General features: G+C 47.1%; 14 protein-coding genes. 8 read left to right on the top strand and 6 right to left on the bottom strand.

Annotated elements, in window-relative coordinates:
- Positions 1–66 precede the first annotated feature (66 nt).
- The 3 genes from NIES208_RS03490 to NIES208_RS03480 all read left to right on the top strand — a co-directional run bounded on the left by NIES208_RS03490 (position 67) and on the right by NIES208_RS03480 (position 6,621).
- The gene (locus NIES208_RS03490) at positions 67–1,977 is read left to right on the top strand and encodes a DNA-directed RNA polymerase subunit gamma (RefSeq protein ID WP_075889769.1); all 1,911 of its coding nucleotides are present in this window, start codon (positions 67–69) and stop codon (positions 1,975–1,977) included.
- Between the two features lie 105 nt (positions 1,978–2,082).
- Positions 2,083–6,093 carry a DNA-directed RNA polymerase subunit beta' gene (locus tag NIES208_RS03485; protein ID WP_075889767.1) on the top strand — a complete coding sequence of 1,337 codons (4,011 nt, stop codon included), beginning with the start codon at positions 2,083–2,085 and terminating at the stop codon, positions 6,091–6,093.
- A gap of 348 nt (positions 6,094–6,441) precedes the next feature.
- On the top strand, positions 6,442–6,621 hold the full coding sequence (locus NIES208_RS03480; RefSeq protein WP_075889765.1) for a hypothetical protein: 180 nt from the start codon (positions 6,442–6,444) through the stop codon (positions 6,619–6,621).
- 126 nt (positions 6,622–6,747) lie between these two features.
- On the opposite strand, the gene NIES208_RS03475 is transcribed toward NIES208_RS03480, so the two are convergent.
- Positions 6,748–7,845, bottom strand: coding sequence for a Fe(3+) ABC transporter substrate-binding protein (locus tag NIES208_RS03475; RefSeq protein ID WP_075889763.1), 1,098 nt, complete (start codon positions 7,843–7,845; stop codon positions 6,748–6,750).
- 125 nt (positions 7,846–7,970) lie between these two features.
- On the opposite strand from NIES208_RS03475, the gene dprA reads away from it, so the two are divergent.
- The 4 genes from dprA (at position 7,971) to NIES208_RS03455 (ending at position 17,161) form a co-directional block, all read left to right on the top strand.
- Positions 7,971–9,131 (top strand): DNA-processing protein DprA, encoded by a 1,161-nt coding sequence (gene dprA / locus NIES208_RS03470; protein ID WP_315861614.1) that lies wholly within the window; start codon positions 7,971–7,973, stop codon positions 9,129–9,131.
- Positions 9,132–9,437: 306 nt separating this feature from the next.
- A complete protein-coding gene (locus tag NIES208_RS03465) occupies positions 9,438–10,475 on the top strand; it encodes a fatty acid desaturase (RefSeq protein ID WP_235641333.1) in 1,038 nt (345 codons plus the stop codon).
- A 320-nt stretch (positions 10,476–10,795) separates the two neighbouring features.
- On the top strand, positions 10,796–12,403 hold the full coding sequence (locus NIES208_RS03460; protein ID WP_075889757.1) for a B12-binding domain-containing radical SAM protein: 1,608 nt from the start codon (positions 10,796–10,798) through the stop codon (positions 12,401–12,403).
- 297 nt (positions 12,404–12,700) lie between these two features.
- Entirely contained in the window at positions 12,701–17,161 is a 4,461-nt protein-coding gene (locus tag NIES208_RS03455; RefSeq protein WP_075889755.1) for a PAS domain-containing protein, read from the top strand.
- Positions 17,162–17,233: 72 nt separating this feature from the next.
- Here NIES208_RS03455 and NIES208_RS03450 read toward each other — a convergent pair whose 3' ends face one another.
- The 3 genes from NIES208_RS03450 to NIES208_RS03440 all read right to left on the bottom strand — a co-directional run bounded on the left by NIES208_RS03450 (position 17,234) and on the right by NIES208_RS03440 (position 18,722).
- Positions 17,234–18,013, bottom strand: coding sequence for a hypothetical protein (locus NIES208_RS03450; RefSeq protein WP_075889753.1), 780 nt, complete (start codon positions 18,011–18,013; stop codon positions 17,234–17,236).
- Positions 18,014–18,090: 77 nt separating this feature from the next.
- Positions 18,091–18,339, bottom strand: a complete 249-nt coding sequence (moaD, locus tag NIES208_RS03445; protein WP_084176520.1) for a molybdopterin converting factor subunit 1 — start codon at positions 18,337–18,339, stop codon at positions 18,091–18,093.
- Positions 18,340–18,512: 173 nt separating this feature from the next.
- Complete coding sequence (locus NIES208_RS03440; RefSeq protein ID WP_075889749.1) at positions 18,513–18,722, bottom strand: hypothetical protein; 210 nt, start codon at positions 18,720–18,722, stop codon at positions 18,513–18,515.
- A 200-nt stretch (positions 18,723–18,922) separates the two neighbouring features.
- On the opposite strand from NIES208_RS03440, the gene NIES208_RS03435 reads away from it, so the two are divergent.
- A complete protein-coding gene (locus tag NIES208_RS03435) occupies positions 18,923–19,477 on the top strand; it encodes a J domain-containing protein (RefSeq protein ID WP_075889887.1) in 555 nt (184 codons plus the stop codon).
- A gap of 308 nt (positions 19,478–19,785) precedes the next feature.
- On the opposite strand, the gene NIES208_RS03430 is transcribed toward NIES208_RS03435, so the two are convergent.
- Both NIES208_RS03430 and NIES208_RS03425 read right to left on the bottom strand, forming a co-directional pair.
- Positions 19,786–22,590 (bottom strand): hybrid sensor histidine kinase/response regulator, encoded by a 2,805-nt coding sequence (locus NIES208_RS03430; RefSeq protein WP_075889747.1) that lies wholly within the window; start codon positions 22,588–22,590, stop codon positions 19,786–19,788.
- Between the two features lie 79 nt (positions 22,591–22,669).
- Complete coding sequence (locus tag NIES208_RS03425; protein ID WP_075889745.1) at positions 22,670–25,609, bottom strand: methyl-accepting chemotaxis protein; 2,940 nt, start codon at positions 25,607–25,609, stop codon at positions 22,670–22,672.
- Between the last annotated feature and the right edge of the window lie 42 nt (positions 25,610–25,651).

Here is a 25,651-nt window from a genome sequence, read left to right as displayed (position 1 = left end):
TTTACTTTCATGAATTAAAAACATCGCGCAGTTTTATTGAGTAGAGAGCGAGCAACAGCCACGGACATGAAACACCAACAAGAACAACATTTTGATTACGTAAAAATCGGTATCGCTTCCCCTGAGCGGGTAAGACAGTGGGGGGAAAGAACTCTGCCCAATGGTCAAACCGTTGGTGAAGTCACAAAGCCAGAGACGATTAATTACCGGACATTAAAGCCGGAAATGGATGGTCTATTTTGTGAGCGGATTTTTGGGCCGGCCAAGGATTGGGAATGTCACTGTGGTAAATACAAGCGGGTTCGCCATCGCGGCATCGTCTGTGAGCGTTGTGGTGTAGAGGTTACTGAATCTCGCGTTCGTCGCCACCGCATGGGCTACATTAAGCTCGCCGCCGCCGTAACCCATGTCTGGTATCTCAAAGGGATTCCGAGCTATTTGAGTATTTTGCTCGATATGGCACTCCGCGACGTTGAGCAGGTTGTATACTTCAACGCCTATGTTGTCCTTGACCCCGGTAATGCTACGAATCTCAGCTATAAGCAACTGCTCACTGAAGATCAATGGCTTGAAATTGAGGATCAACTTTACAGTGAAGATTCTCAGCTTGAAGACGTGGAAGTTGGCATTGGTGCTGAAGCGGTTGAACGTTTACTCCAAGAACTCGAACTGGAAGAAATTGCCGAAGAACTCCGTGAGGCGATCGCCGGCTCCAAAGGACAAAAGCGCGCCAAACTCATTAAGCGCTTACGGGTAATCGATAACTTCATTGCCACAGGGGCCCGCCCAGAATGGATGGTACTCAATAGCATTCCCGTGATTCCACCGGACTTACGCCCGATGGTACAGCTTGACGGTGGACGCTTTGCCACCTCTGACCTAAACGATTTGTATCGTCGAGTTATTAACCGGAACAATCGTTTAGCACGTCTTCAAGAAATTCTTGCCCCTGAAATTATCGTCCGTAACGAAAAACGGATGCTCCAAGAAGCCGTCGATGCCCTCATTGACAATGGTCGTCGTGGCCGGACTGTTGTAGGAGCAAATAACCGTCCCCTCAAATCCCTCTCGGACATTATTGAAGGTAAACAAGGTCGTTTCCGCCAAAACCTACTGGGTAAACGTGTTGACTACTCCGGTCGTTCCGTAATCGTTGTCGGTCCTAAACTCAAAATTTACCAATGCGGGTTGCCCCGTGAGATGGCGATCGAATTGTTCCAACCCTTCGTCATTCACCGTTTGATCAAGAGCGGTATGGTGAACAACATCAAAGCAGCGAAAAAGCTGATTCAACGAGGCGACGAAAGCGTTTGGGACGTATTGTCCGACGTAATTACGGGTCACCCGGTCATGCTTAACCGCGCTCCCACACTCCACCGTCTTGGCATCCAAGCCTTCGAACCAATCTTGGTAGAAGGACGAGCCATCCAACTGCACCCCCTCGTTTGTCCAGCATTTAACGCAGACTTTGACGGTGATCAAATGGCTGTGCACGTGCCGCTGTCCTTAGAAGCACAAGCAGAAGCTCGACTACTGATGTTGGCTTGTCACAATATCCTGTCCCCGGCCACAGGTAAACCAATCGTTGCCCCATCACAAGATATGGTCTTAGGGTGTTACTACCTCACAGCTGATAATCCCAGTGCACAAAGAGGCGCAGGTCGCTACTTCGGCAACATGGAAGATGCAGTCCGTGCCTATGAAACCGGCGATGTCGATTTACATGCCTATGTCTGGCTCCGCTACCTCGGAGACGTAGATACTAGCGAAGCTGACGACAAGGTTTTAGAGAGCGAAACCCATGAAGATGGTTCGGTCTCAAAGATCTACCGTGAACGTAAAGTCAGAGAATCGGCGGATGGTGAGCTACTGAGCCAATATATTAAGACCACTCCTGGACGCATCATTTACAACAAAACAATTCAAGATGCCCTTGGTCTTAATCCCAATGCCAACTTAGAAACTGTCGCCATCTAAACGTGATTTTTGGGATGAATTGACTTTGAACCACTCAGTATCTGTCAAGCTCATCCCAGCGATCCCTCTTATTTTTCTTCTGCCCATCATCCCAACGCTAAAAAAATGACAAAGGAAAAGCCAGCCGTTTTTTATAACCGTATTATCGACAAGGGACGCCTTAAAAAGCTAATGTCTTGGGCCTATAGAGAGTATGGGTCTGCCCACTGTGCAACTATGGCAGATGACCTCAAGACGATGGGTTTTCGCTACGCAACCCAAGCAGGTGTTTCGATTAGTGTCGATGACTTACAAGTGCCGCCTGTAAAGCGTCAAATGCTTGACAGTGCCGAACAAGAAATTCGTATAACGGAAGCTCGCTACTCCCGAGGAGAAATTACTGAGGTCGAACGTTTCCAAAAGGTAATTGATACTTGGAATAGTACCTCTGAAGCTTTGAAAGAAGAGGTCGTCAAAAACTTCCGCGATACCGATCCACTCAACTCCGTCTACATGATGGCCTTTAGTGGAGCACGGGGTAATTTATCTCAGGTTCGTCAACTCGTTGGTATGCGGGGCTTGATGGCAGATCCCCAAGGGGAAATTATTGATTTACCCATTAAGACAAATTTCCGCGAAGGTCTAACGGTTACTGAGTACATTATTTCGTCCTACGGTGCACGGAAAGGTCTTGTGGATACGGCACTACGAACTGCTGACTCTGGTTATTTAACCCGCCGTTTAGTAGACGTTTCTCAGGATGTGATTGTCCGTGAAGAAGATTGCGGCACAGCCCGTGGTCTGAAGCTCAGATCAATGACTGACGGTGAGCGTATTCAGATTCCCCTTGAGGATCGTCTATTCGGCCGGGTACTAAATGCGGATGTCACGGATCCGAAAACAGGTGAGGTTATTGCTGTTCGCAATCAAGATATTGATGCTGATTTAGCGAGGAAAATTGCTGAAACAGTAGAAGAAGCCGAAGTGCGATCGCCGCTCACTTGTGAAGCTGCACGTTCTGTTTGTCGGAAGTGCTATGGCTGGAGCTTAGCCCATGGCCATATGGTTGATATGGGTGAAGCTGTTGGTATTATTGCAGCCCAGTCGATTGGTGAACCGGGTACACAGCTCACAATGCGGACATTCCACACGGGTGGTGTATTTACAAAAGAAGCAGCGAAGAAAATTCGGGCATCGAAAGCCGGCATTATCCAGTTTAAAGATGGCCTCAGCACGCGTCGCGTTCGTACAAGCCACGGTGATGAGGTAGAGCAAGTCGAAGTTGCGGGTAATCTCGTGATTAAGCCTAGCGATAACGGCAAAATGATTACTCATCCTTTGCCCACGGGTTCTTTGGTTTGGGCATCAGAAGGCTCTTCTGTGAAAAAAGGAGACTTACTGGTTGAGGCAGCTTCTGCGAAGAAAACTCAAAAATCCACGGAAAAGGCAACGAAAGATGTTTCTACTGATCTAGCTGGTGAAGTCCTCTTTGATAATTTGGTGGCTGAAGAGAAAACTGACCGCCAAGGCAATACGACTCGCTCTGCCCAAAGAAGTGGTTTGATGTGGGTACTTGCGGGTGATGTGTATAATCTCCCAGCTGGTGCTGAGGCAGTAGTGGAAAACAATACCCATGTGAAGCCGGGAGATGTCCTAGCTGAGACCAAGCTTGTCTCCCTGTCTGGTGGTGTGGTGCGCTTGATCCCGGATAGCCGAGAAATTGAAATTGTCACGGCATCGGTATTACTTGATGAGGCAAAGGTGCTCCTCGAAAGTGGTGGTGGTTCTGAGCAGTACATCATCGAAACCTCTCGTGGTGACCAATTCCTCTTGAAGACAGCGCCGGGGACTAAGGTTCAAAACCATACCAATATTGCGGAGCTAATTGATAGCCGTTATCAAACTCAAACTGGCGGTATTCTCAAGTACGCGGGTGTTGAAGTTGCTAAGGGAACGAAAAAGCAAGGTTATGAAGTGACGAAGGGTGGTACTTTACTCTGGATTCCTGAGGAAAGCCACGAGGTTAATAAGGACAGTTCTCTTCGGATTGTCGAAAATGGTCAATATATTGAGGCGGGTACTGAGGTTGTCAAAGATATCTTCTCGCAATCTGCTGGTGTCGTTGAAGTGATTGAAAAGAACGATATTCTACGGGAAGTGATTATCAAGCCGGGTGAATTGCACCTGACTGATGAGGCGATCGCCGACCAGTACCACGAGCAATTGATTCAACCCGGCACGGAGATCATTGAAGGAGTAACCCTCGAATCACTAAGCTACGGCGAAAAAGTCGTTAGCACAGAAGGTACAGCATTATTAATCCGTCCTGTAGAGGAATATCAAGTTAACGATAAGCCCATTGAGCCTTCCCAAGGTTCGATGAACGAGCAAGAGTCTGGCCGTAACATCAATCTCCATGCCGTACAACGCCTGTTTCATAAGGACGGCGATCGCGTTAAGTCCGTTGATGGTGTCTCACTCCTAAGCACCCAGCTCATTATTGAAATTGAGCCTTTAGAGGGTGAAGACGAAGATGTTCTGGCAAATCTTTACGCTGATATTGAGCTCCAAGAAGATCCCACCGATGCTGATATTCAACGACTACAACTCGTCATCCTTGAATCTTTAATTCTACGTCGGGATTCTGACAGTGATCCCTTAGGCGGTCAAATTAAAACCCGCTTAATGGTAAAAGATGGCGATGAATTAGAACCGGGCGCTGTGGTTGCTCGTACGGAAATTCAGTGTAAGGAAGCGGGTGAAGTTCGCGGTATTCGCAGTGGCGAAGAGGCTATTCGTCGCTTACTGCTCGTCCGGGACAGCGATCGCCACACCATTAAGATCAACGGCAAGCCCAAAGTTAGCCCCGAAGATCTCATTGTATCCGGCACCGAAATTGCCGAAGGCATCATGATTGAAGAATCTGGTCAGATTCTTGAAGTGAGCGATACCGAAATTACCGTGCGTCACGCGCGTCCATACCGTGTATCCGGTGGCGCGATTCTGCACATTGACGAAGGCGATCTTGTACAGCGGGGCGACAACCTTGTCCTACTCGTCTTCGAGCGGGCAAAAACAGGGGACATCATTCAGGGTCTACCGCGTATTGAAGAACTCCTTGAAGCACGTAAACCCAAAGAAGCAGCCATCTTGGCGCGTCGTCCGGGAACCTGTCAAGTTGTGTACGAAGATGATGAAAGCGTTGACGTAAAAGTCATCGAAGACGACGGTGTCGTAACAGACTATCCCGTTAATATTAACCAAAGCGTTATGGTCATTGACGGTCAACAAGTGGGTCCCGCAGAACCCCTCACAGACGGTTTAAATAACCCCCATGAGATCCTCGAAATTTTCTTTGAGTATTACGCAGAAAGCAAAGGGATTTACGATGCAGCATTAATTGGTTTGCGAGAATCCCAACGCTTCCTTGTCGAACAAGTACAAGCCGTTTATCAATCCCAAGGCATTGATATTTCAGACAAACACATTGAAGTAATCGTGCGTCAAATGACGGCAAAAGTTCGTATCGACGATGGTGGTGACACCATCATGCTACCCGGCGAGTTGATCGAGCTTCGTCAAGTTGAACAAGTCAATGAAGCAATGTCCATTACTGGTGGTGCTCCTGCCCGTTATACGCCTGTGCTTCTCGGTATCACTAAGGCTTCTTTGAATACCGATAGTTTCATCTCTGCCGCATCCTTCCAAGAAACCACCCGTGTTCTCACTGAGGCGGCCATTGAAGGAAAATCTGACTGGCTACGGGGTCTCAAGGAAAACGTGATTATTGGTCGCTTAATTCCTGCGGGTACCGGCTTTAATAATCAAGATGATTCGGCGGATGATCTCGGTACAAATCGCAATACAGCAACGGGTTACCACAATGTTGTTGCCAGCGGTTCTGAGAGTAGTGGAAATGTTTTGTCCCACCGCTCGTACAAGGATTTAGATGGTAGCGAAATCCTCGATGATCAAACGGCTCGTGCTTTTACGACCCCTAGTGCGGCTGACCCTGCAATTATCACGGGTGATGAATTGATTTCTGATGACACTCCTATTCCGGTTGATGTTAAGGAAAAGTCTCCCATTATTAATGATGATGCAATGATCGACGACAACTGGTTGAAAGGTCAATAAAACATAAATAGTCTCTTTTTAAGGGGCTCTAAGGATCGTCAAAATATTACTAGAAGAGTGGGCTAATGAAGTTAGTCCACTTTTTTTATTTTTATTGGGTTGAGTACGAGCAATACTGGGAATGGTCTGGTGCCGGCAGCCCCAGTTCGGGTCTTGTGGGTGGGAGCGCGACATGATGTAAATCACAATGGTCTTGGATCTACACCGTATTTTCACAGGGGCAGCGACACAAATGTGCCAGACTACGTACATGATTCTGCTGTATTAAGGTCACGGAGACAAAAGTAAATTCGGTTGATACTTGATATAGACACAAAAGCATCTTTGATTTTAAGGAACCACCTACCCATGTCGCTTAATTCTGCCCTTGCTGCTATTTATGCTGAAAAGATTGTGACCCCGCAAATGGAAAAATTTCTAACGAAAACTGTCAAAACTCGCAATTTGACATCTCAGGAAAAAAGAAGTCTCAGGGAGCTTGTTCGTAAAATTGAGGCTGGTGAAATTCTATTGTTGTCGGCTCAATAGATGGCGATCGCCCTGAAAACTACATAGTTTTGTCGTGGCAAAAAAAAAGATACCTTCCGAATTAACGTAGAAGATATCTCAAACACACTTGAGGAAACTTGAAGGGCGATCGCCGTAACGTGGGGACTATTTCCAGCCAGCCCGATCCATGAGTTTTACGGCATTAGCATTATTTTCGCCAAAACTTTCGAGGGGAAGCTGCGAAGCTTTCCACTCACCAAACGCAGCTACAACTGTATTCGGTTCAATGCCATCGACAGCAGGATATTCGTTATTGTTGTTTGCAAAAATCTCCTGTGCTTCAGGCGTGACCATAAACTCAAGAAATTCCTTTGCCTGCTCTGGGTTTGGAGCATTGGCTAAAATACCAGCGCCACTAACGTTGATGTGGGTACCGCTACCCTCTTGATTCGGGAAAAAGAGGCCGATACTGTTGCCAATTTCTTGATCTTGGGGATCCTCAGAATTGCGCAAACGTCCGACATAATAGCTATTGACAAGGGTAAGGTCACACTCACCAGCCGCCACAGCCTTAATTTGAGCGGTATCATTACCTTCTGGCTCACGGGCAAAATTACTAACGAGGCCTTTTGCCCACTCTTCCGTTGCTGGTTCACCGAGTTCGACAATTTTTTCGGCAACGAGAGACTGATTGTAGGTATTGCTAGAGCTACGCACGCAAAAACGCCCTGCCCACTTTGGATCGGCGAGATCTTCGTAGGTTGACAACTCGGATTCGTCTACTGTTTCTGGGTTATAGACGATTACGCGCGCTCGCTTCGTCAAACCAAACCAAGTATTATCTGCACTACGCAGGTTTTCCGGAATTGCACTGACTAAAACTTCGGAATCGACTGGTTGTAGCAACCCATCATCTTGAGCGCGCCATAAACGGGCAACATCAACGGTAATTAAGACATCGGCAGGGCTATTTTCACCTTCTGTTTTGATGCGCTCTAATAATTCGTCATCTTTACCTTCAATCAAGTTGACTTCAATGCCTGTTGCTTGAGAAAACTTCTCATATAGTTCGGCATCAGTGTCGTAGTGACGGGACGAATAAAGGTTGAGTTCACCAGCTTCTGTGTCGGTGTCAGTTGCTTCGGTTTCAGCAGAAGTTGTTGGGGTTTCTTCTGTTGTGGTAGGGGTTTCCGGAGTACAGCCCGCTGTAAACAATGCCACACTAGCGGCGACACTGCAAAGAGCAGAAAAACGAATTTTCATATAAACCGTAAAGTAATAATGCTAATTTTTTGCAGGACTTGCGCAATTGTAGCAGCTAATGCAAGTTATTCTCAAATAAAATCTGAAATTATTTCAAGTAAGATAAGTTTTTGTGGTTCGAATAGGTGGTAATGGAGCGCTATTACTGGGTTGGGTGGTCGCAAATAAAAGGTATTGGTCCTGTTTTATTGAAGCGAATTTGGCAGCATTTCGGTTCTCTGGAGGTGGCATGGCAAGCTCCTCGGGAGGTTCTGGGGGAGGTTGAGGGTTTAGGTGGCAAGTTAATTGACAAGGTCATGGCTGGGCGATCGCCCCTGAATCCGGAGCAAGTTTATGAACAGCACCTGAAGAAAAATCCACAGTTTTGGACTCCTGCGGATGCTGATTATCCAAAATTACTGTTAGAAATTCCCAGCCCGCCACCCCTGTTGTATTATCGCGGCCGGGTCAATGGGTTGGAAAATCAGGGCAAGATTCCGGCGATCGCCATGGTAGGTACAAGACATCCCACAGAACATGGCAAACGTTGGACAGCGAAACTTGGTCGGGTCTTAGGTCAGTCCGGTTTTACCGTTGTCTCTGGCATGGCAAAGGGTATTGATGGCATTGCTCACACGGCTTGCCTAGAGGTTGCTGGTCGCACCATTGCAGTCTTAGGAACTGGGCTCGATGTGGTTTATCCGGCGAATCACCGCCAACTGTACGACAAGATTACTGCGAAGGGCTTAATCGTCAGTGAGTATCCCGCAGGGACTAAACCGGATCGCAGCAATTTTCCAGCGCGCAACCGAATTATTGCCGGGTTAACCCGTGCCACATTGGTGATAGAAGCGCCGACTCGTTCTGGTTCTTTAATTACATCCCGCTATGCCAATGAATTTAATCGCGATGTTTATACCTTGCCTAATTCTCCCGAACAGCAGCAGTCTAGTGGCTGTTTAGATTTGATTCGTCGGGGAGCGAGTATGATTCTTAGCGAAAAAGGTTTGATCGAAGATCTCGGTGGTTTGCCTCAGCTTGATGAATCCTCTATGCAATTGTCGCTATTGCCGCCAGAAGGGGCTGCCCTTAAGCCGGCACCAGACATTGTTCGTCCGCCGGATTATTCTCAAATTCCGAAACCCTTACTGCCGCTTTGGCAGGCTATTTCACCAGAAGCGACACCGTTTGACTTAATTGTGGTGCAGTCGGGGATGAGCGCCGATCGGGTATCTGCGACGCTTTTGCAGTGGGAGCTAGAGGGTTTGATCAGTCAGTTGCCGGGGATGCGTTATCGTCGCCTCTAGTTCTAGTTATTGACAAACTGTCTAATCCTTCAAATTTAGAAAAAGAAAAATAGGCGATCGCCACAGTAAACTTGTCAGGATTTCAGCAGAGTCAAATGATCAAGATTCAAAAAAATCAACCTAAACTTAACTGAATATTGTGGCGATCGCCCGCACTTCAGCATATTCACCTATTTTCAGTCGCTTCTAGAAAAGTCAACCCGGTGTAATTGTGTCACAATCAGTCTTCACTCCCTCAAGCCACGATGACTGCTTTCCTGCATGAACAACACCCTAAAAAAATCTGACTTCGTACTGTTGCCCTATATGAAAAGTAATAATTTCCGGGCCACCTATCAGGTTTTAAATACGCTGATCCCTTACTTTTTGCTCTGGTTTCTCGCCGTCAAAGCCTCAGCGATTTCTATCTTTCTGTTGCCGCCAATCATTGTGCTAATTGTGCTGTTTTCCCTACGCATTTTTTCTCTGATGCATGACTGCGGCCATTACTCACTCTTCACCTCGAAGGCCGCCAATCGCATTGTCGGCTTTATTTTTGGGGTGCTCACAGCGATGCCCCAATACTGGTGGTCTCGGGATCATGCCTATCATCACAAAACGAATGGCGATTGGGAACGATATCGGGGCATAGGGGACTTTCTGTCTCTCGACGAATATGACGGCTTAAGCACATTTGACAAAAAAGTCTATGATTTTACGCGCCATCCCCGTATGGTGCTTCCCGGCGGATTTTTCTATCTGGCGTTTAAACCAAGATTAGTCCTCTTGCTCGGCATGGTTGATTTTGTGGGAGATGTATACCGGTCTTTCAAGCAAAATCCTTCAATCAAGTTTTCGGAGGCGATCGCCAGTCACCGCCCGAAGCACTGGGGGTCAACCGCTGAATTTTGGGATTTGTTACTCAACGGTTTTTGCGTAGTGGGTGGGTGGATTTTGTGTTGCCAGACCTTGGGAACAGCCTTCTTTCTCGGGACTTATTCTGTGGTGCTGGCACTGTCAGCGGCTAGTTTGATTGCTGTCTTTTTCGTGCAACATAACTTTGATGGTGCTTATGCTCACAAAACTGCCGACTGGAATTATTTACTAGGGGCTGTAGAAGGAAGTAGCTATCTAGATATACCACCCATTTTGAAATGGTTTACCGCAGATATTAGCTATCACAATATTCACCATCTTTCTGAAAAAATCCCCAATTACAATCTCCGGGCTTGCCATGAGAAAAATGCCCATCTGTTAGGTCGTGTGACCAAGGTTCGTTTAGGGGATATCATGCGTTGTTCTGAGTTTGTGTTGTGGGATGCCCAATCGGATAGCTTGGTCTCGATTAAGGATTATTCTTCTTAAGAGCCGGCGGCGATCGCCCCAAAAGGATCATCAGATTTGAATGATTTCAAATTCATGGAGTGATGACAATTTCTTCGCCTTGACCGTTATTTTCTTCGATCCGGCGGAGTTCCCGACCTCAGGGAGAAATGTAATGGCGATCGCCCACTGAATAAGGCCGCCGCTAAACATCAGGGTCGATAATATTAAAGATATTAATTAGTGACTGATTCTCTGCTTCAAATCATCCTTGGATGTCATTTCAAACAAAAAGAACTGTGCTAAGACTGATTACATAAGAAAATTCTTTTAGCGAAAATCGTTCTAAAAAGGGAGACGGCATGCGCGCTTTACTGATTTATCCAGTTTTTCCAAAGAGCTTTTGGTCTTTCGAAAAGGCCATCGAACTAATTGGGCGCAAAGCGTTGTTGCCTCCTTTGGGTTTGATTACCGTCGCGGCAATTCTCCCCCAAGAGTGGGAATTCAAACTTGTCGACCGCAATATTCGCGCCGTGACCGAAGCAGAGTGGGAATGGGCGGACATTGTGATTATGTCGGGCATGATTGTACAAAAATATGACATTGCTGATCAAATCGCAGAGGCAAAAAAACGGGGTCTAAAAGTGGCGATCGGTGGCCCCTATGCAACGGCATTTTCCAAAGAATTAAAAGGCGAAGTCGATTATCTTGTTCTGGACGAAGGGGAAATAACCATTCCCATGTTTGTTGAGGCTATTAACAATAGTGAAGAGTCTGGCATTTTTCGCGCGACAGAAAAGCCCGACATTTCCACAACACCAATTCCCCGCTACGATCTCCTAGAGCTGGCTGCTTACTCTGAGATGTCAGTGCAATTTTCGCGGGGTTGTCCTTACCAGTGTGAATTTTGCGACATCATTGTGCTCTATGGCCGCAAGCCCCGCACGAAAACGCCCCAGCAACTGATCGCTGAGCTGAAATGTCTCTATGATCTTGGTTGGCGACGCACTATCTTCCTTGTGGATGACAACTTTATCGGTAACAAGCGTAATGTGAAATTGTTATTAAAGGAGTTGCAACCTTGGATGGAGGAAAATGGTTATCCTTTTTCCTTCGCAACAGAAGCATCTGTCGACTTGGCTAGTGACCAAGAGTTGATGGATATGATGACGGCTTGTAATTTCGGGACAGTCTTTTTGGGCATTGAAACTCCCGATGAGGATAGTTTGGAGGTGACTAAGAAATTCCAAAATACCCGTGATCCATTGAGTGAATCGGTTAATAAGATTATTAGTTCTGGTCTGCGGGTAATGGCGGGCTTTATTGTGGGATTTGATGGGGAAAAGAAAGGAGCCGGCGATCGCGTTGTGGAGTTTGTGCAACAAAGTACCATTCCCACTGCGATTTTTAGCATGTTGCAGGTATTGCCAGATACTGGTTTGTGGCATCGTCTGAATAAAGAAGGTCGGCTTCTGGAAGATTCTGGCTCCGGCGATATTAACCAAACCACGTTGATGAATTTTATTCCCACTCGTCCTGTGGAAGAGATTGCGGAAGAGTTTGTCCGGGGATTTTATGCCCTTTACGATCCACAAAAATATTTGGATCGCACTTACCAGCACTACCGCATTTTGGGTGAGGCACCTTGCCATAAGTATCCGAAAAAGCGTCAGAAAAAGACGAAAAAGCCCTTTGAGTGGTCGATGCTACGGGCGTTAGCGATTATCTGTTGGCGGCAAGGGATTGTCCGTGAAACTAGATTTAGTTTTTGGTATTATTTGGCGCAGATGTTCATTCACAACCGCCGTGGTATCCCCAGCTATCTCACGGTTTGTGCGCAGATTGAGCATTTCCTTGAGTACCGTGAAATTGTTAAGGCTGAGATTGAACAACAGTTGGCAAACTATCAGGAGCAAATGGAAACTCGTGAGCGCCTAAAACAAGCAACACCGGAGGCGATCGCCAGCTAAAAAAACTCTAAAAAATTGCAGAAAGTTCATCAAAAGAGATCTAACGTTACGCCATAAGGTTAAGGTCTCTTTTTTATTTTTCACCCTAGGGATGGTGATAGTTATTGTGTCCATAGATAGTTCAAATGATGAACTGATAGCGACCACGACATTATCCTCTTAGATTAATCAAAGGTAAGATAATTACAGATTAGGTAAGGCCTGAAGTCTTTTATAAATCAAATAGTTGATAGTTCAGTTAGGCGCTGGTCATACATTTTTCTTTTTTCCGTCTATCTCTATTAAACCCTGTCGCAAATGCCTGCTGACACCTACGATTTTCGCTGGATTCCACAAAATTTAAAGCTGATCAAAAAACCTCTCAGGTTAATGCTTGGGGCTGTTTTTTCTGAGGCGATCGCCCTTTTTCAACAACAGCAACAACCGTCTTGTTTGCTCGTTTTCCAGGCAGAAAAATTAGTTGGCATTGTGACGCGCCGGGATATTGTCAACCATGTTTTAGTGTGCCAAAACGTTGGGCAATTGGCGATCGCCGAGGTGATGAGCGCCCCTGTCATCACCCATACCGTTGACGGGATGATCAATGGCTTAGCGCTACAAAAACTTTTTGAAGAAGAAAAAATTTCCCATTTGCCACTGCTGGATGTGGACCAAAATTTTATCGGTCTTTTGACAGAAAAGAATTTATTGGCTTATCTCAGCTCACTTCCCCAGAACACCAGTCAACTTAATGACCAACAAAGCGACATTGAGCATGATGCTCAGCTCTATCATCTCCTCGTCAATTCATCGCCCATGGGCATTTTTCAAACCGATGCCAATGGTTTTTGCACCTTTGTGAATTCCCGATGGTCGGACATTACCGGTCTACCCGGCGATCGCGCCCTTGGCGATGGCTGGAGTCAAGCCCTACATCCCGATGACCGCGAGAAAGTTGCAGCAGAATGGTACGCCGCCGCCGCCGAAAATCGTCCCTTTGATTTGGAATATCGCTTTCAAAAAGCCGATGGCTCCGAAACATGGGTTCATGGTCGCTCCGTCGCAGCCGAAACAGACCAAAATAACAATGTGGTTGGTTACGTCGGCTCCATTACCGATATTCAACAGCGAAAAACCTTTGAAACCGTTTTAGCCCATATTCTTGACGGTACAGCCACAGTCACCGGCCATGATTTTTTTAATGCCCTTGTACACCACCTCGGTGAAGCCACAGGGATGGCCTATGTTTTCGTTACCGAATTAGAAAACCAAGACCGATTAAAGAATCTTGCATACTGGGAACAGGGCAGTATCAAAGCAATGGCTCCCTACCCACTCGCCGATACCCCCTGCGAATTTGTTTTGCGCGATCGTTTTTTCCAATGTTTAACTGCGGTTGCCAGCGCTTTTCCAGAGGATGATGACCTGATCACAATGGCGGCTGAAAGTTATATTGGGATTGCCCTTCAGGATGCAGAGGGTCAGCCACTTGGTCATATCTGCGTCATGGATACCAAACCCCTAGAGCCAAGCACAGCTCAGATGATTCGCCATGTTTTAGAAGTCTTTGCGGCTCGGGCTGGGGCAGAGCTTTTACGCAAACGTACCGATGAAGCGTTGCAAGCATTCACCGCAACCCTAGAGAAAAAAGTAGCAGAGCGTACTGAACAATTAGCCGCCAGTCAAAAACAACTACAACTGATCACTGACTCAATTCCTGGGGCGATCGCCTATTTCGATGCTTCAGAACGCTACCAATTTGTCAACCAAACATATTGTCAGTGGTTTCAACAACCTTTAAAAACAATTATCGGCCACACAATACTTGAAGCCTTTGGGCAGGATAAATATGACCAATGTTTACCCCACATCAAACAAGTCCTAGCAGGCAAAACCGCCAACTGGGAAACCGAAATCAACTATGAAGATCGAGAAACACGTCATATCACCGCAACTTTTGTGCCTGACTTTGGCGAGGAAAACCAAGTAAAAGGATGCTATCTCCTGATTACAGATATTAGCGATCGCCATCGCATAGAACAAGAACTACAAACATCAAAAGCCGAACTCCAGACACTCTTTGAAGCCATGGACGACGCTGTTTTTTTAATAAATTTCGACACAGCCCAGCTCAAGATTATTTCAAAAAACTCAGACAATTTATACCGTCCAAGTACAGAAATTATCGAACAAAGAATTGACGAGATTTTTCCGCAAGAACTATCACAATATTTTATCGATTGCCTCCAACGCACCATGGCCGCTGGCAGTTCACAGCAATTTGAATATTCACTGCCGATCAATGGCACCGAAAAACGCTTTTCCGCCACTTGTTCAATCTTGCCAGATCGTCACCTACTGTGGGTCGCCCGCGATATCACCGACTACCACAACGCCAAAATAACCTTACAAACATCGGAAGCAGAATTTAAAAGTTTATTTGCTGCTATGGATGATATCGTCCTAGTCTTTGATGCCCAAGGCAACTACCGCAAAGTTATTTCAACCAAAGTCGAGCAATTAATTCGTCCCCAGACAGACCTTCTCGGACATAATTTGACCGAATTTTTTCCACCAGAAAAAGTCAAATTCTTTATAGACTGCATTCAAACAACCCTAAGGCTGGGCAAAACCCAAACCTGTGAATATGCCATCGATATTCGTGGACAAGAAACTTGGTTTAGTGCCAGTTGTTCCGTTCTCAATGACAACCAAGTCCTTTGGATTGCGCGCAATGTCAGCGATCGCAAATATGCCGAGCTACAGTTCCAAGAAGCAAGCTATCGACTTTCCCTCGCCACCCGTGGCGCGAAAATCGGTTTGTGGGATTACGATGTCACCAAGGATCGCCTCATTTGGGATGCGCAACAGTACAAGTTTTATGGCGTTAGTCCTGCAGATTTCAAAGGGAGGGTCAAAGACTGGACAGACCGGGTTCACCCTGAGGATCTCCCCCGGATGTGTCGATTATTTACGCGCGCTTTTCAGGGGAAAAATATTAACGAACTAGAATCAGAATTCCGCATTATCCTCCCTGACGGTGAGACGCGTTACCTCAAAGGAAATGCCATTGTCCTACGAGATGAAGAGGGGTCTGCCACTCGTGTTCTGGGGGTGAATTTTGATATTACAGCTTATAAAACCACCGAAGCGGAATTACTTCAGGCAAAACAAGTGGCGGAAAGTGCGGCTCAAACAAAAAGTCTTTTCCTGGCGAATATGAGCCACGAAATCCGGACTCCCATGAATGGCGTGGTCGGGATGCTCGAACTACTCCATGACTCACCCCTGACAGAACAGCAGCGATCTCACCTGGCGATCGCCCAGTCTAGTGCAGAATCTTTACTTTCTTTGATTAACGACATTTTAGATTTTTCGAAGGTAGAGGCAGGCAAACTTGACCTTGAGCACATTGATTTTGAATTACATCATCTCATTAAAAATATTGTGAAAACGACTGCCCTCAAAGCCCAAGAAAAGGGTCTAGAGCTGATTGTTGATTTGCGCAGGCTCGACAATTCCGTCATTAATGGTGACCCTAGTCGCATTCAACAGATTTTCACTAATCTTTTGAGTAACGCTGTGAAATTTACGGAGCGGGGCAATATTATTCTGACCAGTCACCTCGTCGAAGATACCAGGGGACTATGGCTTGTGGGCAGTGTCACGGATCAAGGTATTGGCATTACCGCTGATAAATTGCAGGCCTTATTTCACCCGTTTACCCAGCTCGATGCTAGTACGACCCGGAAATATGGCGGCACGGGGCTGGGTCTCACCATCACCAAAAAAATCTGTGAGCTAATGGACGGCGACATCACTGCACGGAGTGAGCCGAAGCAAGGTAGTTGTTTTGAGTTTCGTGTCAAAGTTCAGCAAAGTAAGGGTTCTGGGCAATCCCAGACTCCCAAGGGACTCCCTTTAGAGGTTTTACTGGTAGAAGGAAATCCTGTACTGTGTGAAATTTTGTCATCGCAATTAGAGGCGTGGGATATCAAAGTGACGGCTGTTGCTAGTAGTGTGGAGGCGATCGCCGCAGTGACAGAACGCAGCAATACCACTCCCTTTAATGTTGCCCTGATCAACCACACCATTGCAGACTGCGACCGGGAGCAATTTTGTCGAACACTCAAAGACATGGTGCAGCCGACCAATCCAAATTTTGCCATTATTGTGATGACGGCGATCGCCAATCTCACCGCCGATCAAGCCATTAGCAGCTCAGCAGCAGATACTTATCTCACCAAACCGATACTCCCCCTAGAACTCGCCCAAACCCTAAGCAATCTTGACAAACTAACCACGGCAAAAAATACAACACCCACCCCTTTAGAGCCAAACCAAACCGTCAACCCCCCACCGACTACACCACCTAAATGGCCAGAGCACACCAAACTTCTAGTCGTTGAAGACAATCGCGTCAATCAACTCGTGATTCAAAGTTCCCTCAAGAAAATGGGACTCACCTCCGACATTGCCACCCAAGGCTACGAAGCCCTCCGACAACTACGGGAGTCTCCCCTAGACCAACCCTACCGCCTAATTTTGATGGATTGCCTCATGCCCGAAATGAATGGCTACGAAACAACTGAACGCATTCGCAACGGCGAAACCGGTGAACATTATCGCAATATTCCCATTGTTGCCCTCACCGCCAATGCGATGAAAGGCGATCGCGAAAAATGTTTAGCAGCAGGCATGAATGATTACCTAAGTAAACCCATCAAAGCCAAAACCTTACGAGCAGTTCTCTACCAGTGGCTTGCTCCACAAGACTAAACTTATCTCCCCACGAGCGAACACCGATTTAAAACATTAAAAATAAAACCAAAAATTCCACAACCCACTGTCCTACAGTCGCTTTGCAATGAGAGGAACAAAGGCATTACTTAGCTTTTCTAGCAATAATTCCCGTTCCATTGCAGTCAGCCCCTGGGGAAACTCACAGGGCGTATTATTCACATCAACAATATAAATTTTGCCATCATGGCGATCGCGCAACACATCAAACTCACCATAGTCCAACCGCAGCCCCTGGGCACATCTCGTCAATTGTTGAATTTCAGCTTCAGAAAAAATCGAGACAGTTTCTTTAACTGTTAACACAGTCTTTGCAGCATCCGTGAGCTTGACATGGGAACGAGCTTGGAGAACAACACAAGGAATGACACCATCATAAATCGGCACAGAAATATCCACATATTCACCGTCAGTTTCAGTATCAACAAACTTTTGATAGACCACATCTTGATCTACAACATCAGCAGCCAACGGTAACTGCACCATTTCCCCATCTCGCCAACGATTAATATCAGACTTTTGAAACCCTAGACCCCTATCTGACACAGGATTAATATTGATGTCATAGCCAAACACCGATTGAAAGACTTCGCCGACTCTATTTTTACTGATATCCAAACTGTGGCCATTAATCACATCATCGTGAATATCATCAAAAACATCTAATAAATCAGCACTAAAAAAAGTTGCATCAAAATATTTAAAAGCAACATCAAAAGCTTGAGTCGGGTTATTAGTGAGCCGATAGCCTAAATATGTGCAGAGTTGATAGGCCGTCGATTCTGGCTCTGGCATCTCTGGATAAAAGAGAATCGTAATCGGTTGGCTCATAATCTAGATGTGACCTATAGTTTCGATAATTTTTTCTCACCTGCGTCATTAACCATAGAATTCATGATCTTTTTAGTTTAGCCGCCGCTAACGGGGGGAATGAAGACAATTTCATCACCATCTTTTAGGACAGTATTTTCGTCAACAAATGCCATATTCACACCGTAGCGAGTAACGTTGCGCCATTCTTGCAATTCTGGGTGCTCACTAAAAATATGATCCGCCAAGGTTTTTACTGTTGCTTGATCTTCCAATTGCAACTCGAGCTGGTCTTGCTGGTAGGTTTCTTGGTAAATAGCGAAAAGTTTAACGGAAATATTAATCAACGGTTTTATGGGAACAGCGATCTACAGCAACGAATATAACTGGTTTTTGGGTCGAGCTTCGCGAAATGGCTAATGCTGACGACTTTTTGTCACTAAGGATTTGATGGGATTTACTTTAAGCCATGAATGAAGATCTAGCCGTGGGAACAGAGCGTTAGGGGGTGAGGAAAATGTTAAATGCCTTTGGGTTGTGCCACTTGAATGTTTCCGTGCATTGTGTTGTGAATAATGTGAGTGATTTCTTGGCGGTCTTGTTCTGGGAGAGTCTCGTCAAAGATTGCTGCCATTAGGCTATGGCGATTTGAAGTGATCAAATGTTTTGACTCACGCACTTCTGTCAGGATTTTTGTCACTGAAGCTGAAGGGTTGGCAGGGGAGGACATGGCAGAGGATGGTGAGTGGTGCATTTTGATATTTGTATCCTATCGATCTTGAGATTTTGCGGGCTTCAGCACCCAGACAGAAATTTCTGGTTAGTTAGTGCTGTCTAATGGATGAATCTATGGGAGAAATCATGATTTTGAATTATTTCGAGGCGATTTTTTTGCTGTATTCTTAGGTCAGAGCCGCTTAAATGTATTTTATGAATCTCCTCTATTGCTATGAAATTTTAGGGCTACGGGTTGATGCTGAACTTTCGACGATTAAGGCTTCCTATCGGCGTTTGGCAAGGCGGTTCCATCCTGATGTCAATGGGGGCGATCGCCAAGCTCAGGAAAAGTTTATTGAGATTAATCGTGCCTATCGAGAACTAATGCGTGTTTTTCCGAACGCGGCTTTAGGAGAAGCAGAACAAGTTGAACGACCAAGAGCCAGTGTTCTCCACGAATTAACAGCACTAGAACACCGCCTTAAATGGCAAACTTATCAATCCCTTCAGGCTTGTCTACGTAAAGAAAAATTTGCGCGGGCGATCGCCCTGACGGATGGTTTAGCTAATCGTCTACCCCATGATGTGGAGGTACGGCAATGGCAGGGGATTATTTATTTGTCGTGGGGATCGCTACTGTTGCGCCAAGGCAAAGACCACCAAGCGCGCACTTATTTTCGTAAAGCGCTTCTAGCTGATCCCTGTAATGTGAGGCTACGGCAACAGGTGGAACGGGCGATCGCCAAGATTAAAGTTTCTGCGGTTTAGCCGACGCAAAACTTGTTCAAGATTTATCTTATTGCCAGAGGAAGATACCGTTAAAGCGATGCCAAGCAAGGAAGACGCAAAGACAAGGCCGCACAAAAATCTTTTTTTTTCAGTTCGGGTTAAAGAGTTATCTCAATGCCTTGACATGGGGACATTGGGATGGGGAGACATGGAGAGGAGGAGACACGGGACATCAACGGCAACTCGCATTTTTTGACTCCTAGAATTGTTTGAATGAACAATCGCCCCATCCCTCGCTCTCCCTTTCGCCACGTCGCATTTCCGAGTATTCTTCAGCAAAACTCAGATTAGTCAACATATTCGGCGATCGCCTGCAAAAACTGGATAGGGTTAAAGGGTTTCGTGAAATAATTGCTGGCTCCTAGTCTTTCCGCTCTTTGACGGTGTAGATCATTATCACGGGATGTCAACATCACGAAAGGCAAGCTATCCCATTGCTGCTGTCCCCGCACCATCTGAAGCAAGGTAAAACCGTCATAACCCGGCATTTCCAGATCACAAATGGCCAGATCAAAGGTCTGATTCGAACGGTTGAGAAAATTCCAAGCTTCTTTACCATCGCGGCATTGATGCACTTGATAACCACATTGGGTCAGCATTTTATTTAACGTACGACGGACGGCCACAGAATCATCAATGATCAAAATAGAGGGTTGCCGTTGGACATTTTGCGCCACCGTTGGCGGTGGGGTTGTGAGCTTGTCGAGTTTTGGTGCATTGAGCAAGTGGTCGAAGGCATCAGGAATTAATACAGGTACTACTTCCCCTGTACCCAACACCGTACAGCCCGCAATATAAGGGGGATAGGTCACTGTCCGGTCAAGGGCTTTTAGAACCAGCTCCCGCTCCCCGATAATCTCGTCAACGGTAATGGCTAGGGGCTGATCTCCTTGGCGGACAACCACGGCGATCGTGGGTTTTGGGCGTTGGTCTGGGGGGAGGAAAACATTGCTTTGGGTATAGGGCAATAGCTCGTCAAGGGGATGAAGCTTTAGGGGAGAGCCTTGCCAATCAAGATGATCGGGTGGCTCTGCGGTGGCATTTTTACCCACGAGGGCAACCACACCTGAAATATTCACCGAAGGGAGCGCTAAAACCTGTTGTTGGCAGCGACACAGCAGTAACGGCAAAATATTAAAACTTAGGGGAATTCGAATCGTAAATTTTGTCCCCTGCCCCTCACGACTATCCACGGATACTGTGCCGTTAAGCTGGTCAAGTTCGAGGCGGACAATGTCTAAACCCATGCCTCGCCCGGAGAGGTCACTCACTTTTTGTCGGGTCGAAAATCCGGGGGCAAAAATAAAGTCTAAAATTTGGTTCTCGCTGAGGCGATCGCGCTCTGTTGGGCTGTGTAACCCAACGGCAACGGCTTTTTCCCAAACCCGATCAACACTGACCCCTTTACCATCGTCACTAACTTCAATTTCGACGATATTACCGAGGAGCTTTGCGGAGAGGGTGATTGTTCCGGTTTCAGGCTTGTCCCCTTGGCGGCGCTGGACTGGCGGTTCGATGCCATGGTCAAAGGCATTACGGATGAGATGGGTTAGCGGTGTGCGTAATTGTTCTAAAATCGCTTGGTCAACGAGGACATCTTCACCGACAATCTTGAGCTGGGCTGACTGGGGATAGCGTTGGCTCAGGGTTTCAAGGGACTGAATAAAGCGCCGTGCTAATTTGCCGAAGGGCACTAGACGGGACTGGGTGAGGTCTTGGTTGAGGTATTCCAATTGCTGCCGCATGCTGTCGAGGGAGTTTTGAAATTCCCAACGAATGAGTTCGATATCTTCGCGGATTTCTTGGACTTGCACCATGAGCTCTTGAAACTGCTGCAGGTTGGAATGGGCTTGGGTGTATTGGTCGAAGTGGAGACTGTCAAATTCTGAGTCAGGGGAGGCTTCTCCAAGGATGGCGGCTGCTTCTGGGCTTGTGTTTTGATTGTGACCATTGCCGTTGGGTGTTGTGATTTTTGGGGAGGCGATCGCCAGTTGGTCGTAGAGAGTTACCACTTCGTCGCGAATGGGGTTAAGCTGCTGGGTTCGTTGTTTCAGATTACGGCTCGCTTGGAGCAGTTGCTGCTGGTGACGGGAAAGCTGTTCGTAGCCGATAAACAATTCTCCGACGGCATTACCCATGCGGTTGAGCTGGGTGATGGGCATACGCACCTGTAGGGTTGATGTTTTTTTCTGGGTCGTTGCGGTCGTGGTTGGGGCGGTTGTTGCAACGGGTGCAGGCACGGGGGCAGTTGGTGGTTCGGGAGGAGCGGTGACTTTTGGTGCTTCTTGAAATTGTTTAAAGGTAGGCGATAAGTCCGTATTCTCTACGTCTTGTAAATAGGCTTGACTGACCGCTCGAATTTCGGCGATCGCCAAAGCGGCAAATTCTGGAAGAGGCATGATCGGCTTCGCGGTCATTTGAGTGATGACAAGCGAAATATCCTGTAGCCATGGCAAACTGAGCGCTTCCCCTAAGAGCTGACATTCCTCTGCCAAGGTTGTTAGGTGAGACTTAAGGCGTTGGGCTGTCGGCCGATTCACCAATAGATCTTCTAAACGTTTGACACAAGCTTCGAGATCTACCCTGAGGGAAGTGATGATAAATTGACTGGGCGTAGAGCTGCCGATCGCCATATCCGGCGACGTTTCTGGTGCCACCGAGGCTTCGATAAATTCCTCCAGCGCTTTTGTCAGCTCCGTTACGCCACTGGACATCCCCGGATTATCGTCACTAGAGGCCGCGAGATCAACGCAATTTTGCACCTCCTCCATCGCTAAGGTGACCAGTTCTAAACCCGTTGTTTGGTCTTGAACCCGCCCCTCTGCCATGGCCTCAAGGAGATCTTCCATTTTGTGGGCGAGCTGATTTAGGGGGGTCAACTCCGCTAAACCCGCACCACCTTTAATGGAGTGGGCAGAACGCACGAGATCTTTATATAAGCCCCCAATATTTGCGCCAGTAGGCTGAGCCAGTTCATTTTTGAGTTGTTTGATGCTCCCGTAAAACAGAGTGATAAAGTCCGGCGCATCTTCCAAGAGAAAACAATGGCGGGCTTCAAGGGCGATCGCTTTTAAACTGGCGGCATCCAACATGGCAGCAAATAATTGGGGTGGTGTCTAGGACAATGGCAGGTCGTAATTAGCAAAATTCAAGCAAACGACGCAACAAAAATTAGTCAACCTTAAATCGGGAAGAGGATTCTTGAAGGGCGATCGCCACGTTGGTGAGGGACTTTAACTGCTCAGACATCGACTGGGATTCCGATGCGGTTTTTTGGGCAACGGAGGCAACCGATTGCATGGTTTTTGTCACCTTCGTGGAGGCATCTCGCTGGGAGACTGTCGCCTTTGAAATGGAGTTCAAGACTTTGTCAATTTCTTGGCTAATGCGCGCTACATTTTGGAGGGTGGTTTTTGTTTTGCGTACCAGTTCTGTTCCGGTGACAACTTGGGAAGTACTTTCTTCCATCATTTTCATCATGTCCACCGTCTCTTCCTGAATACCGCCAATGAGTTGCTCAATCTCTTGGGCAGACGTGGTGACCTGCTCCGCTAGGCGACGAACTTCGTCTGCAACCACGCGGAAACCTTGACCGTTTTCCCCGGCACGGGTCGCCTCGATGGATGCGTTAAATGCCAGTAGGTTCGTTTTTTCGGAGATGTCGGAAATGATATTGACAATCTTAGAAATCTCTTGGGAGGATTCCGCTAAGCGCTTCGCTTTTTTCGAGGTGTCAGCTACCGATGCCCGAATGTTATCGATATTTTCTACCGTTTCGTCCATGGTTTCTTGACCCTGCTGCGCGGCCACACGGGAGCGGCGGGCAATTTTTGCAGCCACTTGGGCGGATTTTGCTACGGACTGAATCGATTGGGCAATGCCTCTAACAGAACGTTCAGCGGACTGGATTGCTTTTTCTTGGACTGTTGCTTCGTTCGCCAACTGGGTAATCAAGTCGTTGTTGGCGATCGCCGAGTCATGGACCTGGTTTGCCGAGCTTTGTACCTGAGATACTAGCAATCGTAGACTGCGGATCGTGGCGTTAAAGGCGTCAGCAATGGAGCCAACTTCCCCTTCATCTACCTTTGCTTGGACGCTCAAATCACCACGGCGGGCTTCTTCAATTTGTAGCAGTAAACGAATTACACCCTCTTGTAGGCGTTCCCGTTCTAAGCGTTGGAATTCTGCCTCCTTCTCGTTCGCTTCCGACTGTTTGGCAATCGCCTCGGTAGAAGCCAAAATATCATCGGCCATCGTATTAAAGGTTTCAGCCAGTAGACCGACCTCATCTTTCGATGCCGCTTCTGCTCGGGCTGTTAAATTACCTTGACCAAATTCTTCTGCTGTATCCTGTAGCTCCTTAATCGGTTGACTAATGGCTCGTCCGAGTAAGCTTGCCAATAATGCCGACAGGGCGATCGCCACTAAACCCACACTCACCTGCAAAGTTAGGTTATTACGAAGTAGAGCATTCAAATTATCCACAGGCGTTCCCCGCACCATCACGGCGATCGGTTGACCCGCATTGTTACTGACACTCACCGCTGCCAACGTATAAGTCTGTCCACCGACATTTTTCGTCTCTGTCACAATCTCGCCATTGGCTGCCACTGCAGCAACCAGCAAATCGTCGTTTGGTAGAGCCAATGTATCCGCTTCGTCAATACTGGTGTGAATAACCAACTCCTCTGAGCCACTGCCAGTATCCTCAAGCACTTCCGATGCCGCCGCCGATAGATTAAAAGAGCCATCACTGTTGATGTGATAAACCGCACTGTAGCCAGAGTCAAACGCTTTTACCGTTTCTCTCGGAATTGCAACTTTGCCTTCAATCACCAGATCACCGGAAATCAAAGCTCCAACCACCTGACCAGAGGCACTTGTCACCGGAGTCACGGTGTAGCGAACAAGAGCCTGTGCTTCTTGGGGAGTTCCTTCAGGGAGAGGGGGTTGCTCGGCGGAGATTTGCTCCCAAGGTATGAGTTCACTCGTTTTAATCTGAGATGGATTTGCCAAGACTTGTGTCACCAAACCATTGGGATCAAAGAGTTCGCCAGTCCGGTCAGCATTAGCGTTAACAATGATACGTTTATCGGCTCCCACCAAAGTGGCAAATTCAATTTCCCGCGCTGTAATCTCGTTTTGGAGAATGCCGTCTACTAGAGCCCGTACATCTGGGGAAACCTGCCCCGTTTGAGTGTACTGGGTTGCGGCTTCAATGACCGCAGCGTTATCGGACTGACCCCGGAAACCGAAGCCCATTTGGTTGATTTTAATGTCGTATTGAATTTCGTTGACAGCTAGCTCTGAAATGGCTTGTTCTCGTAACTGTGCTCGTCCAGAGGCTGTCGTAATCAAAATACCTGCACCGACCACGCCCGTTAGGGTAACTAAACTAGAAAGGAGCATCCCCGCAAACTGCTTTTGGGCAATGGGCAGATCCCGCAGGCGACCCAAAACACCATTACTGCTAGAGCGACTAGGTTGTGGTCGCTGGATAATAGATTTTGTTTTCTTGGCGGGCTTAACTTCAGGAACAACCGTAATTTCTGGCTGAGGTGGCTGCTCAATAATGGGCGCTGGAGCGGCGATCGCCCCCTCTAGGTTTTCCAAGGCTTTTTCGGCACTCGCTGAAAATACACCGTCCGCATCGTTAGCAATAATATAGCGATAAACATCGGCAGCTTCCCCATCATGGCCTTCATTTTCTAGGGCACTCGCCAAACTGATCTGGGCAATCATATCGGTGGGATCGGCCGCGACCTCACGCTTTAAGCCCCGCACTTCATCCGAATAGGAAATCTGAGGATTCGCTATGGCAGTTATCGGTTCTGGAGACGCAGAGATGTTCCCATCCTTTGCTGTCGGGTCAATCCCCAACGCTAAGATCGCCTGCTCCGCACTAGCCGCAAATACGCCGTCTTTATCACTATCAATAATGTCTTGATACACAACAGCCGCATCTTGCTTAAACCCTTCTTCTTCCAGTTGACTCGCGAGATTCAGCTTCGTCACAATATCCGTCGGATCAACGGCGATCGCCGCCTGTAAAGACTTAATTGTCGGAGAGTAATTAGGCTGATTATTGAGCATATTAGTAGTAGCCGTCATAAAAATCCTTAAGGTGATTGAGCTAATAAAATGCAGAAAGAA

Source organism: [Limnothrix rosea] IAM M-220, from assembly GCF_001904615.1.
Taxonomy (GTDB): Bacteria; Cyanobacteriota; Cyanobacteriia; order Cyanobacteriales; family MRBY01; genus MRBY01.
Note: the sequence above shows the minus strand (reverse complement) of the source record. Positions and strands in the feature narration are given on the sequence as shown.

Bases quoted from the DNA above. Each gene is read 5' to 3' on its own strand.
- NIES208_RS03490 (WP_075889769.1), top strand. From the start codon at position 67: ATGAAACACCAACAAGAACAACATTTTGATTACGTAAAAATCGGTATC.
- NIES208_RS03485 (WP_075889767.1), top strand. From the start codon at position 2,083: ATGACAAAGGAAAAGCCAGCCGTTTTTTATAACCGTATTATCGACAAG.
- NIES208_RS03480 (WP_075889765.1), top strand. From the start codon at position 6,442: ATGTCGCTTAATTCTGCCCTTGCTGCTATTTATGCTGAAAAGATTGTG.
- NIES208_RS03475 (WP_075889763.1), bottom strand. From the start codon at position 7,845: ATGAAAATTCGTTTTTCTGCTCTTTGCAGTGTCGCCGCTAGTGTGGCA.
- NIES208_RS03465 (WP_235641333.1), top strand. From the start codon at position 9,438: ATGAAAAGTAATAATTTCCGGGCCACCTATCAGGTTTTAAATACGCTG.
- NIES208_RS03460 (WP_075889757.1), top strand. From the start codon at position 10,796: ATGCGCGCTTTACTGATTTATCCAGTTTTTCCAAAGAGCTTTTGGTCT.
- NIES208_RS03455 (WP_075889755.1), top strand. From the start codon at position 12,701: ATGCCTGCTGACACCTACGATTTTCGCTGGATTCCACAAAATTTAAAG.
- NIES208_RS03450 (WP_075889753.1), bottom strand. From the start codon at position 18,013: ATGAGCCAACCGATTACGATTCTCTTTTATCCAGAGATGCCAGAGCCA.
- NIES208_RS03440 (WP_075889749.1), bottom strand. From the start codon at position 18,722: ATGTCCTCCCCTGCCAACCCTTCAGCTTCAGTGACAAAAATCCTGACA.
- NIES208_RS03435 (WP_075889887.1), top strand. From the start codon at position 18,923: ATGAATCTCCTCTATTGCTATGAAATTTTAGGGCTACGGGTTGATGCT.
- NIES208_RS03430 (WP_075889747.1), bottom strand. From the start codon at position 22,590: ATGTTGGATGCCGCCAGTTTAAAAGCGATCGCCCTTGAAGCCCGCCAT.
- NIES208_RS03425 (WP_075889745.1), bottom strand. From the start codon at position 25,609: ATGACGGCTACTACTAATATGCTCAATAATCAGCCTAATTACTCTCCG.